Origin of the sequence: Mariprofundus ferrinatatus (assembly GCF_002795825.1) — a bacterium.
In the GTDB taxonomy this organism is placed as follows: Bacteria; Pseudomonadota; Zetaproteobacteria; order Mariprofundales; family Mariprofundaceae; genus Mariprofundus; species Mariprofundus ferrinatatus.
The window spans coordinates 2,262,564-2,277,688 of the sequence record NZ_CP018800.1 but is presented as its reverse complement, the minus strand read 5'-3'; the positions used below and the strand labels follow the sequence as shown (position 1 = coordinate 2,277,688).

At 54.8% G+C, this 15,125-nt stretch carries 12 protein-coding genes; 9 read left to right on the top strand and 3 right to left on the bottom strand.

Annotated features, from left to right (window positions below; genetic code table 11):
- The first annotated feature begins 3 nt into the window (after positions 1-3).
- Both rpoC and Ga0123462_RS11145 read left to right on the top strand, forming a co-directional pair.
- On the top strand, positions 4-4,209 hold the full coding sequence (rpoC, locus tag Ga0123462_RS11150) for a DNA-directed RNA polymerase subunit beta' (protein WP_100266367.1): 4,206 nt from the start codon (positions 4-6) through the stop codon (positions 4,207-4,209).
- 171 nt (positions 4,210-4,380) lie between these two features.
- Entirely contained in the window at positions 4,381-4,737 is a 357-nt protein-coding gene (locus tag Ga0123462_RS11145; RefSeq protein WP_100266366.1) for a c-type cytochrome, read from the top strand.
- Positions 4,738-4,794: 57 nt separating this feature from the next.
- Here the strand turns inward: Ga0123462_RS11145 and Ga0123462_RS11140 are convergent, their stop codons facing one another.
- A complete protein-coding gene (locus Ga0123462_RS11140; protein ID WP_100266365.1) occupies positions 4,795-5,673 on the bottom strand; it encodes a LysR family transcriptional regulator in 879 nt (292 codons plus the stop codon).
- 137 nt (positions 5,674-5,810) lie between these two features.
- Here Ga0123462_RS11140 and Ga0123462_RS11410 point away from each other — a divergent pair, with 137 nt between their 5' ends.
- The 3 genes from Ga0123462_RS11410 to Ga0123462_RS11130 all read left to right on the top strand — a co-directional run bounded on the left by Ga0123462_RS11410 (position 5,811) and on the right by Ga0123462_RS11130 (position 7,593).
- Complete coding sequence (locus Ga0123462_RS11410; protein ID WP_157821344.1) at positions 5,811-5,984, top strand: hypothetical protein; 174 nt, start codon at positions 5,811-5,813, stop codon at positions 5,982-5,984.
- Between the two features lie 36 nt (positions 5,985-6,020).
- Positions 6,021-6,200: a hypothetical protein gene (locus tag Ga0123462_RS11135; protein ID WP_100266364.1), complete on the top strand. Its 180-nt coding sequence runs from the start codon at positions 6,021-6,023 to the stop codon at positions 6,198-6,200.
- 100 nt (positions 6,201-6,300) lie between these two features.
- The gene (locus tag Ga0123462_RS11130) at positions 6,301-7,593 is read left to right on the top strand and encodes a citrate synthase (protein ID WP_100266363.1); all 1,293 of its coding nucleotides are present in this window, start codon (positions 6,301-6,303) and stop codon (positions 7,591-7,593) included.
- 296 nt (positions 7,594-7,889) lie between these two features.
- Here Ga0123462_RS11130 and Ga0123462_RS11125 read toward each other — a convergent pair whose 3' ends face one another.
- Positions 7,890-9,152 (bottom strand): diguanylate cyclase domain-containing protein, encoded by a 1,263-nt coding sequence (locus tag Ga0123462_RS11125; RefSeq protein ID WP_100266362.1) that lies wholly within the window; start codon positions 9,150-9,152, stop codon positions 7,890-7,892.
- A gap of 211 nt (positions 9,153-9,363) precedes the next feature.
- Entirely contained in the window at positions 9,364-11,121 is a 1,758-nt protein-coding gene (locus tag Ga0123462_RS11120) for an AMP-dependent synthetase/ligase (protein ID WP_100266361.1), read from the bottom strand.
- 198 nt (positions 11,122-11,319) lie between these two features.
- Here Ga0123462_RS11120 and Ga0123462_RS11115 point away from each other — a divergent pair, with 198 nt between their 5' ends.
- From Ga0123462_RS11115 to dprA, 4 genes are all read left to right on the top strand, one after another.
- Positions 11,320-12,276 (top strand): complex I NDUFA9 subunit family protein, encoded by a 957-nt coding sequence (locus tag Ga0123462_RS11115; RefSeq protein ID WP_100266360.1) that lies wholly within the window; start codon positions 11,320-11,322, stop codon positions 12,274-12,276.
- Positions 12,273-12,887, top strand: coding sequence for a glycerol-3-phosphate 1-O-acyltransferase PlsY (gene plsY, locus Ga0123462_RS11110; RefSeq protein ID WP_100266359.1), 615 nt, complete (start codon positions 12,273-12,275; stop codon positions 12,885-12,887). Before Ga0123462_RS11115 ends, plsY begins: the two co-directional genes overlap by 4 nt.
- Positions 12,888-12,949: 62 nt before the next feature.
- On the top strand, positions 12,950-13,996 hold the full coding sequence (locus tag Ga0123462_RS11105; protein WP_100266358.1) for a LysM peptidoglycan-binding domain-containing protein: 1,047 nt from the start codon (positions 12,950-12,952) through the stop codon (positions 13,994-13,996).
- 10 nt (positions 13,997-14,006) lie between these two features.
- Entirely contained in the window at positions 14,007-15,116 is a 1,110-nt protein-coding gene (gene dprA / locus Ga0123462_RS11100) for a DNA-processing protein DprA (protein ID WP_100266357.1), read from the top strand.
- Positions 15,117-15,125: the final 9 nt, after the last annotated feature.

The window sequence follows — 15,125 nt, the reverse complement described above, 5'->3', positions numbered from 1 at the left end:
GTCATGCAAGAGCTTCTCAAGATGTTCCAGAAACCTTCAAGCATCGAGGATTTCGATGGTCTGAAGGTTCGTCTGGCCAGCCCTGAAAAAATTCGTTCCTGGTCCTACGGTGAGGTCAAGAAGCCTGAGACGATCAACTACCGTACCTTCAAACCGGAACGCGATGGTCTGTTCTGTGCCAAGATTTTTGGCCCGATCAAGGATTACGAGTGCCTGTGCGGCAAGTATAAGCGTCTGAAACATCGCGGCGTGGTATGCGAGAAGTGTTCCGTTGAGGTGATTCAGTCCAAGGTGCGTCGTGAGCGCATGGGTCATATCGACCTGGCTGCACCTGTAGCACATATCTGGTTTCTGAAGAGCCTGCCGTCCCGTATCGGCCTGCTGCTCGATAAGACTCTGAAAGAGCTGGAGCGTATCCTTTACTTTGAATCCTACATCGTTCTCGATCCTGGCCTGACCAGTCTGGAGCAGTTCCAGATCCTGACCGAAGAGGAGTACATCGAGGCATTCGAGGAGTATGGTGAAGAGTTCCGTGCCGGTATGGGTGCGGAAGCACTGCGTGAAATGCTCAAGAACATCAACCTGGAAGAGGAGCGCCAGTCTCTGCGCGCCCAGATTCTGGCAACCAAGGCTGTTACCAAGCTGACCAAGCTGACCAAGCGTCTCTCTACCGTTGAGGCAATGCTCGGTTCCGGCAATCGTCCTGAGTGGATGATTCTGGAAGTGATTCCTGTTCTTCCTCCTGAGATTCGTCCGCTGGTACCGCTGGATGGTGGCCGTTTTGCGACTTCCGACCTGAACGATCTCTACCGTCGCGTGATTAACCGTAACAACCGTCTGAAACGACTGCTGGAACTCAATGCGCCTGAAATCATTACCCGTAATGAGAAGCGCATGCTGCAGGAGTCCGTTGACGCGCTGTTCGACAACGATCGCCGCAGCAAGCCGATCACTGGTAACAACCGTCGTCCTTTGAAGTCACTCTCCGATGTTATCAAGGGCAAACAGGGACGTTTCCGTCAGAACCTGCTCGGTAAGCGCGTGGACTATTCCGGTCGTTCGGTGATTGTGGTCGGTCCTGAATTGAAGCTGCATCAGTGCGGCCTTCCCAAGAAGATGGCACTGGAGCTGTTCAAGCCGTTTATCTATAACAAGCTCGAATTGCGCGGTCTGGCCAATACCATCAAGGCTGCCAAGAAGCTCGTTGAGCAGGGTATCCCTGAGGTATGGGATATTCTCGCTGAAGTGATCCATCAGCATCCGGTGATGCTCAACCGTGCACCAACCCTGCACCGTCTTGGAATCCAGGCCTTTGAGCCGATCCTGATTGAGGGCAAGGCGATTCAGTTGCACCCGCTGGTATGTACCGCATTCAACGCTGACTTCGACGGCGACCAGATGGCTGTACATGTGCCGCTCTCAATTGAGGCACAGACCGAAGCACGTGCGCTGATGATGTCGACCAACAATATTCTCTCGCCTGCAACCGGTAGTCCGGTAATCGTTCCTACCCAGGATATGGTTCTTGGCATCTACTACCTGACCCGTGAGCGTCCGTTCTGCAAGGGCGAGAACATGGTATTCTCCTCTCCGGATGAGGTTCAGCGCGCGCTGGATGCTGGCGCTGTTGAGCTGCACAGCCGTATTGTCTGCCGTGTACGCGGCAAGCGTGAGCACACCACGGTTGGCCGTGCCATTCTCTCCACCATATTGCCAAAAGAGCTGCCGTTCTCGTCGGTCAATCGTGAGTTGACCAAGAAGGATGTGGGCACCCTGATTGAGGAGTGCTATCGCTTTGCCGGCAACAAGGCGACTGTTCTGCTGGCTGATCGCCTGAAAGTGTTCGGCTATACCTATGCCACCAAGTCGGGTGCATCCTTCGCTCTGGGCGATGTGGTTGTTCCTGCGAGCAAGCATGAGATTGTTTCCGCTTCCGAGGCTGAGGTGGCCAAGGTTCAGAAACAGTATGCCGATGGTCTGATTACCGCTGGTGAGCGCTACAACAAGGTGGTCGACCTCTGGACGCATACCACCGACAAGGTTGCCCGCGGCATGATGGACAACCTGGCAACAGAAACATTGACCAGTGCCGATGGCAAGGAGACGGAGGAGACGAAGACGTTTAATCCAGTCTATATGATGGCCGATTCAGGCGCCCGTGGTTCTGCTCAGCAGATTCGCCAGCTGGCCGGTATGCGCGGCCTGATGGCCAAGCCGGATGGCTCGATTATTGAGACGCCTATTACCGCCAACTTCCGTGAAGGCCTGACGATTCTGCAGTACTTCATCTCTACCCATGGTGCGCGTAAGGGCCTGGCGGATACCGCACTTAAAACCGCTAACTCCGGTTACCTGACCCGTCGTCTGGTAGACGTTGCACAGGATGCTGTTGTCCGCATTCAGGATTGTGGCACCGATAGTGGTGTGACCCTGACCGCACTTGTTGAAGGTGGTGAAGTGATCGAGCCGCTCTATGAGCGTATTCTCGGCCGCGTTCTGCTTGAGTCTGCTCTGGATCCGATTTCGGGAGCCGAGATTGCACCTGCGGGCGCCATGGTTAACGAAGAGCTGGCCGATAAGATTGATGAAGCCGGTGTTGAATCCGTTCGTATCCGTTCGGTGCTGACGTGTGAAGCAGAAGAGGGCGTCTGCGCCAACTGCTATGGCCGCGACCTTGCTCACGGCACACCGGTTTCCATCGGTGAGGCCGTAGGTGTTATCGCAGCACAGTCGATCGGTGAACCGGGTACACAGCTGACCATGCGTACCTTCCACGTGGGTGGTACTGCATCACGCTCTGCTGAGCAGGCGCACGTTGAAGCGAAGTTCGGCGGCGTTGTGAAGCTTGAGTCTTCGATTACCGTTACCGACAGTTCCGGTGCGGAGATCGTGATCAACCGTCATACCGAAGCTGTAATTACCACAGATAAGGGCAAAGAGCTTGAGCGCCACCGTATCCCTTATGGTGCGCATCTTGTGGTCAAGGATGGGGATGCCATCAAGGCCGGAAACAAGCTGGCCGAGTGGGATCCGTATACCATGCCTCTGATTGCCGAGACCGATGGTAAAATCCGCTTTGTCGACCTCGAAGAGGGCATCACCATGCGTGAGCAGTCCGACGAGGTGACAGGCCTCTCTAGCCGTGTGGTAACGCAGCAGGCTGATACCCGTAAGGATGCCCTGCGTCCTCAGATTCACCTTGTCGATCCTAAGGACCCTGAGGGTGATCCAATTGTCCTTGAGCGTACCGGCACACCGGCACGCTACTTCCTGTCACCAGGTGCGATCCTCAATGCCGATCACGATGTTGAGGTGAAAGCGGGACATGTGCTGGCACGAATTCCTCGTGAAGCAGGCAAGACCAAGGATATTACCGGTGGTCTTCCACGCGTTGTCGAGCTGTTCGAGGCGCGTAAGCCGAAGAACCTAGCATTTATCGCGGCTGCTGACGGAGTCATATCCTTTGGTAAGGATATTCGCGGTAAACGTCGCGTTTATGTTGAGCCAACAGATGGATCCGATCCGCTTGAGTATCAGATACCCAAGGGTTCTCAGATCCTTGTTCAGGAAGGCGACCGCGTACGTCGTGGTGAGCGTCTGATGGAGGGCTCTCCTGCACCTCAGGACATCCTTAAGGTGATGGGCGTAGAGGCTCTTTCGACCTATCTGACCGATGAGATTCAGGAGGTTTACCGACTTCAGGGTGTGAAGATCAACGATAAGCATATCGAAGTGATTGCCCGCCAGATGATGCGAAAGGTTCAGATCAACGATCCTGGACAGTCTAGCTTCGTGGCAGGCGAGCAGCTGGTGCGCAAGCATGTGCTGCAGACCAATCGCGATCTGGAAGCCGAAGGCAAGGCACCTGCAACATTTGAGCCGATCCTGCTGGGTATCACCAAGGCGTCACTGAATACCGACTCCTTCATCTCTGCAGCATCATTCCAGGAGACCACGCGTGTGATCACCGAAGCGGCTCTGGCCGGCAAGGTTGACTGGCTGCTCGGCCTGAAAGAGAACGTGATTCTTGGTCGTCTGCTGCCGGCAGGTACCGGTCTTGCGACCCGCAATGCACCGAAGCCAGCCGTTGAAGAGGTTGAGGTTGCTGAAGAGATCATCGAGAAGGCTCCGGATGCGGATATTCTCGAGGAGCTCAGCCAGGTCATAGATGATAGTGATCTGGGTGCAGCAGAGGATGAAGCCGCGTAAGTTCACTTATGCTGCTACAAATGAAAAGGGCGCCTAAGGCGCCCTTTTTTTGTGCCTGAGAATCCATATTCAAACAGGGGGATTTTTTCCACCTTTTAGGCCGATATCTGACCAGAGTAGCCTGAACCGTCGGCGGGGAGGTACTCCGTCATATTAACTTAGGAGAAAATTATGAAAAAAGCACTGTTTGTTGCAGCCGCGGCTGCATTCGTAATGGGTGGTGTGATGACTGCTGAAGCCAGCGCACTGGGCAAATGCAAGGCATGCCACAATCTGGATTCAGCTGACAAAAAAGTTGGCCCCGGCCTGAAAGGCATTGCCGGCAAGGCACAGGGCGGACTTGAAGGCTTCAAGTATGGCGCATACCTGGAAGCGCAGAATGCAGCAGGCGCAACCTGGACAGACGAAGCTCTGGAAGCATGGGTATGTGACTCCAAGGGCGTTTCAGGCAAGAAGACCAAAATGCCTTCTCAGAAGGTTTGTGGCGATGATGCCAAGGCTGCAGTTGCCGAGCTGAAGGCTCTTTAAAGAGAAGAAGCAGGGATTATGAATGAACGGCCCGTGTCAAACACGGGCCGTTTTTTTTTACGGCAGCCGGGGTGAGGAGCCAGCGGTCTCGTCCAGGCAACTACGCATCTGTGCGACGGTTCCCTGCAGCAAGGGGTCGCTCTCTTTGCCGGCAAGCATGGCCGCATAAACGGGCCTGACGATAGCCGGCGTACCTTCAACTGGAAAAAGTTTGTGCTCCGATATGTGGCGGGAAACCATCTGCTGCGGCAGGTAGGCAGCTCCCCCGGATTTCAGGATCAATTCAAGCGCCACCTTGCCAACACTTGTATGCAGCAGTGACGGCACGCTGTGGCTGTAGTGCTGTTGCATGGCAACGGCAAACGACTCCCCCCAGTTGACATCGACAAATCTGAATTGGAGCGCCTGCTCGGCATTGAGCCCCTTTCGGTCGGCAACCATGATCAGTGATATGGAGCCAAGCTCTTCAACATAGAGTCTTGGCAGTGCAGGGGCATCAAACATCACTGCGATATCGAGTGAGCCGTCAAGCAGTGCCGGCATCAGCGATTCGGGTGTGTGCAGCTCAGAGCGGATCATCATCTCTGGAAAGGCTTTGCTTGCTGTAATCATCCAGTCGGTCAGGAAGATATTCCATAACGTGTCGGTAGCACCGGCCACAAGAGATGCTGTTGCACGCTCGGGCAGGCGCACTTCCTGACAGGCGTGGGCCCATGCAGCCAGAAGCTCTTCAGCATGCGCCATAAAGCGAACGCCTGCAGTCGTCAGAGACACCTGATGTTTGCTCCGTTCAAACAGCTTGGCGCCCAGCCTCTCTTCCAGAAGCTTTATGCGGGCACTCACCGCTGATTGGGTCAGAAACAGCTGTTCAGCAGCTTTGCGGAAATGGCGGGCCTTTGCCACCTGAACAAAGGTTCGTATCAGATCAACGTCCATAAATGGACCACCTCTCCTTGATCACCGTGATCAAGATTATTTGATTTACTCGCAACCTAATAACTGAAGATCATTCCGCCATCGACAATCCTCAAATGGTGAGTGAGAACTGATGAAGTATGAAATCAGGAGGGCAAATGAGAAACAAAAAGCACCGTTTGCACAACACAAAAGATCGACAGGATCTGGACGAGAAGAGCAGGGCGGGGAAATCCGGTAAAGAGAGCGACGATTTCGACAGCTGGGACTACTGGGATGCAGATGATTTCTCGGACATTACGAATCACTTTGAATCTTCGCTCGACAGATAAGAAAGAGAATCACGCAACACAAAACAAGGAGAATTCATGAACAAAATCATTTTGACCACACTGATGCTTTCCGGCCTGGCGCTGGCGGCACAGCCCATTGCTGCTTACGCTGATGAGGCTTCCGAGCAGATTGAAGAGAGCATTGTCATTGATGATGGTGCAGCAGGCGATGCAGAGGCTGCTGAGGAGAGTTACGAAGAGAGCTCTGGCAACTAAGAGGTGACCTTCGTCGATGGTGGCTGCCCTGTTATGAAAGAAGAATTAATTCCTCTCGAATTTGGAAAGCAGGGCGGCTTCCGTCATACTCGAGCCCAATATGAGTGAACACGAATTAGAATTTAAGTTAAGCGGAGAGGCGGCCACTGGCCGCCTTCCTGTTCTTGAGGGGAGCGAAGGACCGTCGGCTGTCGATGTTCGCCAGCTTTACAGTGGCCATGGGCTGCTTACCTTCGATCCCGGATTTAAATCAACCGCATCGTGCAGAAGTGCAATTACCTACATTGACGGCGATAAGGGTATTCTTCGCTACAGGGGATATCCGATCGAAGAGCTCGCCGCCCACTGCAGTTTTACGCAGGTCACCCACCTTCTGTTGCATGGCGAACTTCCGGATGCCTCTGACCTTGATGCATTTAATCGTATCATCCATGACCATAACCTGTTGCATGAACAGGTACTCAGCTTCTACAGGGGTTTTCGCCGCGATGCCCATCCGATGGCGGTGATGGTGGGCGTGGTGGGGGCGCTTTCTGCCTTTTACCAGGATCTGCAGGACTACAGCAAGCCGGAGCAGCAGATGAAGGCGGCGATTCGCCTGTTTGCCAAGATGCCGACAATTGCCGCTTCCTGTTACACCTACAGTATCGGTCGCCCAGCCCGCTATCCTGACAATCGCCTGGATTACGCCAGCAACCTGTTGCAGATGATGTTCGGCAAGCCCAACGAGCCATATGAGGTCGATCCGGTCATTGCCAGAGCCCTCGACCTGATCCTGACGCTTCACGCTGACCACGAACAGAATGCTTCAACATCAACTGTCCGCATGGCCGCATCTTCAGGCGCCAACCCGTTTGCCTGTATCGCATCCGGCATTGCTACGCTGTGGGGCCCTGCGCATGGCGGCGCCAACGAGGCAGTGCTGAATATGCTCGAGCAGATCGGCTCGATCGAAAACATTCCCAATGCCATCAAGCGCGCCAAGGATCGCAATGATCCGTTCCGCCTGATGGGTTTTGGTCACCGCGTTTATAAAAATCACGATCCCCGTTCAGCAATTATCCGTGACATGACCAAATCGGTACTGAAGCACCTGAACAAGGAGAATGATCCGCTGCTGGCGATTGCGCTGGAACTGGAGCGCGTGGCGTTGAGTGATGAGTACTTCATCGAGAAGAAGCTTTATCCGAATGTCGACTTCTATTCCGGTATCCTGCTCAGCGCCATGGGATTCCCCCGCCGCATGTTCACCGCCCTCTTTGCCGTGGCGCGCACTTCAGGCTGGGTAAGTCATTGGCTGGAACTTAAGGGCGACACCGCCCACGGCATTGATCGCCCGCGCCAGCTCTATGTAGGGCCGACCCTGCGCCATGTGGAGAAGCCGCACTCCTGACCACCAGACAAAATAGCCCGGCATGAGTGAGGCCGGGCTAGAAGTCAGATCAATACTCTGGAAGAAATCACTATAGAGGTTTGTGCGAACACGAAGGCCGGCTTGGCTTAGACCGTCCTCCGTGCCCGACTTCGCCAGAATATTATCGCAAGGGGTTTATCAGACAATATGGCAAACTGTCGCATCTGTCTTTCGTCTTCGTTGAGCCCCTTCTTTCGACTGGGTTCGAGTCTTGTTGCTGTCGATAACGCTGGGGCGTACGGCGTTCAGAGGATGCGCTGCTTTAGAGAACTCCTCTAATAGGACATGCTCTTGTCATAAAACCTGAAAGCATTCTTGCCGCTTTTTTTAACGGCATACATCGCTGAATCCGCCTGATTAATGAGATCCGACATATCCTCACTATCTTCCGGGTAGATGGAGATGCCAATGCTTCCGCCAATAATGCATTTATGGTCATTGAGCTTGTATGGTTCAGAAATCAGAGTGATCAGCTTGTCGACAATGGCGGTTACATTTTCCCTGCCTTTCACATCGACAAGAACGAAGGCAAATTCATCGCCACCGAAGCGAGCAACAGTATCGACTTCGCGTGTGGACCGAAGCAGTCGACAGGCGACCTCCCTGAGTAACAGGTCGCCGATCTCATGGCCATGTGTGTCGTTTACGGCTTTGAAGCCATCAAGGTCCAGAAAGAGTGTGGCCACCTCTTGTTTCTGTCTCTTGGCCTGTGCCATCGCACTGCTGAGTCGGTCGTAGTAAAGTGTCCTGTTGGCAAGCCCTGTGAGCGGATCGAAGTGGACCAGCTTTTTCATCGATGCTTCATTCTTCTTGCGCTCGGAAATGTCAGCCACAATGCCGACAAATAAATTCTCATTCTCACTTTCTGAAACCATCTCACTCACAGAGAGTGAGATGGGAAAAATGCGCCCGTTTTTATGCATGGCATCAACTTCGCGTTCAATGCCAACAACATGGGCCGATCGCGTCGACAGGTAGCGTTCAATGTAGCTATCGTGTGCACTCCTGTCCGGCTCCGCCATCAGCATGTTGATATTACTGCCGATAACCTCTGCCTGGCTGAAGCCGAAAAGCCTCTCTGCTGCAGGGTTGAAAACCTTAACGATTCCTTTGGAATCAATGACAATGATCCCCTCCAGTGCACTGGATACTATTGCCTCGGTCAGGAGCATGCTTTTTTCAAGGCTGTTTCGTACATCCTGCATCTGGATGGCCATCTTCCAGATCAGGTACGCCTCATGACCCCCGATGATGCTGCTTGGCCCTATGATTGCCGCTGCAGCTTCCGAGATGGTTTCATTATTTGTAAAATTAAAAGCAGTACACGGGCGGCATGCGTTCAATGCCTCTTCGGCATCATGGTAAATAGGGATATTGAACTTTTCGGCTATCTTAAAGGCCGGGGCATCAGCATTAATATCTGCAATGCCAATAATATCATACAGCGGCACATCTAAAAGCAGCTTAAGGAACTCGGTTCCGCCATGACCGCCGCCAATGATCAGTGTCGGCTGCGGTTTTGATTCCATATCTTGCATTCGACCCTCCCCATGAGGCGTTGAACGGTTTGTTGGATGATTCATCATAACAAGGTTATTTCGCTAACCTGCTTTTCTGCCTGCAATGGCAAAAGTATGACTTGGGTATATCAAAAAGCTAGAGCAGCTCTCTGCCATGGGTGGAGGTTGCGATGATGCCCTCAAAGCTATGCAGCGGAGGCGAATGCATGCGGTTTCGGCGCGCAGATTACTAAGCATAAAGTGCTTCGAGAACCTTGCGATACATTTCATAGACCTTGCGTCGCTTGATCTTCATGGTCGGGGTCATAAGCCCCGATTCGATGGTGAAGGGTTTGTGCAGCAGGTGAATACGGCGCACCTGCTCGAAGGAATTGAGCGGTTTCAGCATGTTGCTGATGCGCATCTGCAGGTGCTTCTTCAGAATGCCCGAATCGCAGAGTTGATCCCAGTCGGTTTCGGGCAGGCCCTGCTCTCTGGCCCATGCAACACATGCCTCCTGATTGGGAACGAGAAGCGCAACGAGATAGGGTTTCTGGTCGCCATAAACCACGACCTGATCAATCTCTTCATGTGTCACCAGTAACCCTTCGATGCGTTGCGGGGCAATATTCTCACCACCCGAATTGACGATGATGTCTTTCTTGCGGTCGGTGATCCTGAGGTATCCATCCTTGTCGAACTCGCCGACATCGCCGGTATGCAGCCAGCCATCGATCAGCGCCTCTTTGGTCGCCTTTCTGTTTTTCCAGTAGCCGGGCATGATGTTGTTTCCGCGGGCAATGATTTCGCCGTCCTCGGCAATTTTGATCTCTACCCCCTTACCTGGCAGGCCGACTGAGCCGATGCGCCGGTCATGCATCGGGTTGGCGGAGAGCAGCGGGGCTGATTCGGTAAGGCCGTAACCCTCCAGTACCGGCAGTTTCAGTGCTTCGAAAAATAGAGCGACCTCCGGATTAAGAGGTGCTCCACCGGAAACCATTACGCGCATCCTGCCGCCAAAGCGTGCGCGGATCTTCTCGCCCACGAGTTTATCCAGCAGCTTCAGCATCCACCCCTCTACAGGGCCGCAGCTCTTTTTGCAGGCCAGGTCGAAATAGGTGTTGAACAGTTTCTGCTTAAGTGGCGACTGTTTTGCGATCTGCCCCAGGATGCGGCTGCGCACCACCTCCAGCATACGTGGAACTGCCACCATAATAGTCGGCCTGGCTTCAGCCATGTTTTTGGCGACGGTGTCCGGTCTCTCGGCAAACGCGACCGATATGCCGTAGGTGTAGGGGAGAAAGTGGCTGGCGGTTCGCTCCAGCGTATGCGCAAGCGGCAGAAACGAGAGCATACGCTCTTCGCGTAGCAGCTCGATGACATTGGGGACTGTTTCAAGGTTGGTGAGGATATTGCCATGCGTGAGCATGACACCCTTCGGGTTGGCTGTGGTGCCGGAGGTGTAAACAATCGTCGCCAGCTGCTCCCGCTCGATTCTGGTCAGCCGCCTGTTCAGCCGCTCTTCGTCAACATCGCCGCCCTCAAGCTTGGTCAGGTTGTGTACAAGCTTGCCATCGCCGTCCTCATCAACGGCATAGATGCGTTTCAGGGCAGGGCATTCGGAGGCCGCTTTTTTCAGGTCGCGCAGCAGGTGGCCGCCAGAGGTGAGAGCCATAGTGGTGCCGGAATCCTCCAGAACATAGGCAATATCCTGTGGCCGGTAGGTGCAGTAGAGCGGAACAGTCACAGCACCGATGGCGAGGATAGCGTAATCGACCACCGCCCACTCCGGCCGGTTCTCCATCAGCAGACCGATTCGGTCTCCGGGGTTGATGCCGGCGCTCATCAGCCCTGAAGCAACACGGCGTACTCTTGTGGTCAGCTGGGCATAGGTGATCGGCAGGTACTCTCCATTTTTGCGATACCACTGCGCGGGGCGTGCAGCCGCAACATCGGTAGTGCGAAACAGTGCCTCCGGGAGGTTGCGAATACTGTCGATATCAGGCATTTCTAGGATCAATACTGTCTCAGAAGCCTTGTGGCCAAGTGATCGTGGTTGCGGCGCATGACATGCCCTCCTATCCGTGAATCCTAGCTTAGCAAAATATTTGCAGCTGGGAAGCGATTCCATACCTGCGGACGCATTGACCTAATCTGCGTCAGGCTCATACTTACCACTGTAAACAACTTCACAGAGGAGAGGATGATGGGAAAGCGCGTATGTATTATCGGTGGCAGCGGCTTTGTGGGTCGCGCTATTGCACGTCAGGCGGTAGCAGCAGGGCATCAGGTGACAGTAGCCTGTCGTCATCCGGCCAGGGCTCGGGATCAGTTGGTCAAGGGGGTTCGTCTGGCACGTGTGGATGTGACCGATGGCAGCGGCCTTGCCGAGGCTGTTGCAGGCGTCGATGTGGTCATCAATCTGGTCGGACTTCTGTTTGAGAAGGGGCGGCAGAATTTTGAAGCAGCGCATACAAAAGGTGCAGGCCACGTGCTGGAGGCGTGCAGGAGCGCGGGCGTAAAACAGCTGCTTCATATGAGCGCGCTTGGGGCAGGTCAGGTGGAGGGGAGCAAATACGCCGGCACCAAGGCTGAAGCGGAAGCGCTGGTGGCCGCGTCAGGTCTGAATTACACAATTTTCCGCCCCTCGATTATCTACGGAGCGGGTGACTCCTTCTTCAATAAGTTCAAGGCGATGAGCCAGATGTTGCCGGTGTTGCCGGTGATTTCAGGCGAAACCCGCTTCCAGCCGGTGTGGGTAGAGGATGTGGCGCGTGCCTTTGTGGCTTCGATCGGTAACAGCCATGTTGCAGGCTGCACCTTCGAACTGGGCGGTCCTGCAAGCTACACCTTCCGGGAGCTGCTGGAGCTGATGCTTAAGGAGCTTGGCATCAAGCGCACCCTGATTCCAGTGCCCGGAGTGGCGGCATTCCTGATGGCTGCGTTTACCTCGGTGTTGCCGACACCGCCGATTACCCGCGATCAGCTGGTGCTTCTGGGGCGCGATAACGTGGTTGAAGGCGATGAGCCGTTCCCGGCCATTTTCGGTAAGGCCGCACCCCTTGAGCAGGTATTGCCGAGTTATATTTGCGGCAACCGTGCCGAAACGATTCAGCATGATCTGGATGATATGCGTACGCGTTATCGTAAGGGCGGCGTTTGAGCCTAAACCTTTCCCTTTCAGTTATTGCGGCTTACCTGCTTGGAGCAGTGCCCTTTGGGCTGCTGCTGAGCAAGTTGTTGGCAAAACGCGATCCGCGAGAGTACGGCAGTGGCAATATCGGGGCCACCAATGCCATGCGCACCGGCGGGAAGCTGGTGGGCATTCTGACGCTGCTGGCCGATATTGCCAAAAGCCTTGTTCCGGTCGCCATTGCGGTTGCCTTGGAATTGCCCGAGGCGTGGATAGCTGCGATAGCGGCTGCAAGTTTTGTTGGCCATGTGTTCCCGGTCTATCTGAAGTTCAAAGGGGGTAAAGGCGTTGCCACAATGTTGGGGGCTATGTTGCCATGGCAGCCGCTTGCATCGCTGCTTGGCGTTATAATTTTTGCTCTGCTGATCTGGCGGTTCAGGTATGTGTCACTGGCCTCAATAGGAGGTGCAGTGGCACTGCCGCTGCTCATCTGGATTACAGGCGGTTCAATCCCGGCATTGATAGTTGGGCTTCTTTTTGCTTCACTGGTGGCAATAAAGCACGCTGGCAACATTCGCAGGCTGATTGATGGTAGCGAACCGGCCCTTGGCGAAAAGCGCAAGGCCAGTCCGAATGCGTAGAATTTCGCCGGATCAACCAGAGAACATGCAGGTACAGTTACGGCAACAGTGTGGAGGCAGTTATGAAATTTAGTCCGGTAATCCTGATCGTCGCGCTGTTCAGCATATATGCATCACCTGCCGCTGTTCAGGCAGATGAGCTTGTGGTGAATGAGGTGGTCACGGCCAGTGATCTCAAGCCGAATGTGCCGCAGCCCTATATCGTAAAGAAAGGGGATACCCTTTGGGATATCGCCGACCACTTTTTCAAAGACCCATGGAAATGGCTGAAAATATGGGAGCGCAACCTGTATATCACCAATCCGGATCTGATCTACCCCGGCAGCGAGATATGGTTCGATGGCGGACGCCCTGGTGGGCTGAGAGTGGTGAAGCTTGCTCCGCACATAGTGGTTAAGCCAGTTGAGCGGCTGGAGGGAGCTGTCGACTCCTCAATCGTGATGACAGCCCTCATGCGGCAGGATTTCATCCACCCGGACCAGTTGCAGGGGGTTGGGCATATCCTTGATGCAAGAGATGAGCGCATCAATTTCGGCCTGCACGAACTTGTCTATGCGGAGCTGAATCAACCGGCGAACTCCGGAACGCTGTTCGATGTTTTCCGTACCACCAAAACAGTTGTTGATCCGGCCAGCGGCGATGCAGTGGGCGTGCTTGTCGAACACCTTGGCCAGATAAGGGTGACTTCCGAAGAGGGTGGTGTACATCGTGCCGTTGTGGAGAAGGTGTTTCAGGAGATCTCGCGCGGAGACCGCCTTAAGCCTGCTCGCGATCCCGACCTGAAAGTCGTGCCGCAGAGTGCTGCGCGGCCAATGTCCGGCTCAGTGTTATATATCCGCCACAATGGCGAACTGGCGGGCCAGCATCAGGTGCTCGGCATCAGCCTCGGCATAAGGGACGGCATCAAGGCCGGAACGGTGATGTCAATCTACCAGAACGGCCGTGTCATCAATGATGCGGTGAGCGGAGAGAAGGTTCGTCTGCCAAGGGAGAAGGTGGGTCAGGTGATTGTGCTGGTTCCTCAGGAACAGGCCTCTCTTGCTCTGATTACCGATTCGACTGCCCCTATCAAGATCGGCGATACGGTGCTGAGTACCGGCCAGCAGTAGTACCTCTTCTGTGGCAGTAGCAGCTGCGAGCAGGCAGGCGATTGCATGGCTTCGGCTGTCACTTGTTTCAGGCATAGGGCCGCTGCTTGGCCGCAAGCTTGTCGATGCGGCGGGCAGCGTGGAGGGAGTCTTTTCTGCCGGTGACGAAACCTGGTCGAATGTTGCCGGTATCGGCCCCTCATTGCGAACTGCTCTGAAGGGTAGCCATCCCGAGCACGCTGTTGCCGTTCTGAAACAGTGTGAGGTTGCAGGCATCAGGCTGATCTCTCCCGATGATGATCTCTGGCCCGAAGCGCTGAAGGGAATTGATGACGCGCCACTGCTGCTTTTCGCGAAAGGCGATGCGGTCGCTCTTAACAGTGAAAAGATGCTGGCTGTGGTCGGGGCGCGACGGGCAAGTCGCGAGGGGGCCCTGATTTCACGGCGCTGGAGCCGTTACCTTTCCGATCAGGGGGTCACCATTGTCAGCGGCATGGCCTGCGGGATCGATGCGGCATCCCATGGCGGTGCACTGGAGGGAGGTTCACCAACCATAGCTGTTCTTGGCTGCGGACTGGCCAGCCTGAGTGGGGAGCAGCAGGCGCAGGCAGAGGCGATCTGCAGGCAGGGCTGTGTGATTTCAGAATTTCTTCCGGACCAGGGTGCGCGCCCTGAGCAATTTCCCCGGCGCAACCGGATTATTGCCGCGCTGGCTCCTGCGACGCTTGTTGTGGAGGCGGATGTACGATCCGGGTCCCTGATTACGGCACGGCTTGCGGCGGGATATGGCCGCGAGGTGTTTGCCGTACCTGGCTCACTGCAGACAGGCAATCACGCAGGATGCCATCAGCTGATTCGGGATGGTGCCGTGCTGGCCACGGATCCATCCTGCATCATGTCAGAGCTTGGCTGGGATGCAGGCAAAAGCGTGCGCAACCAGAAGCAGAGAAGCTACCAGCCGGTCAATGAATATGAGGCTAAAATCGTTGCGGTCCTAGGCCATGAAAGACTGCATCTGGATGAACTCACAGAAACTTGCGGGTTGACCCTGCCAGAGCTTTCCCCCATCTTGCTCGCCCTTGAGCTGCAGGGTGTCATCGAACGCCTGCCCGGCAGCCGCTATCAGTTAAGCGCGGAGTAACAATTATTC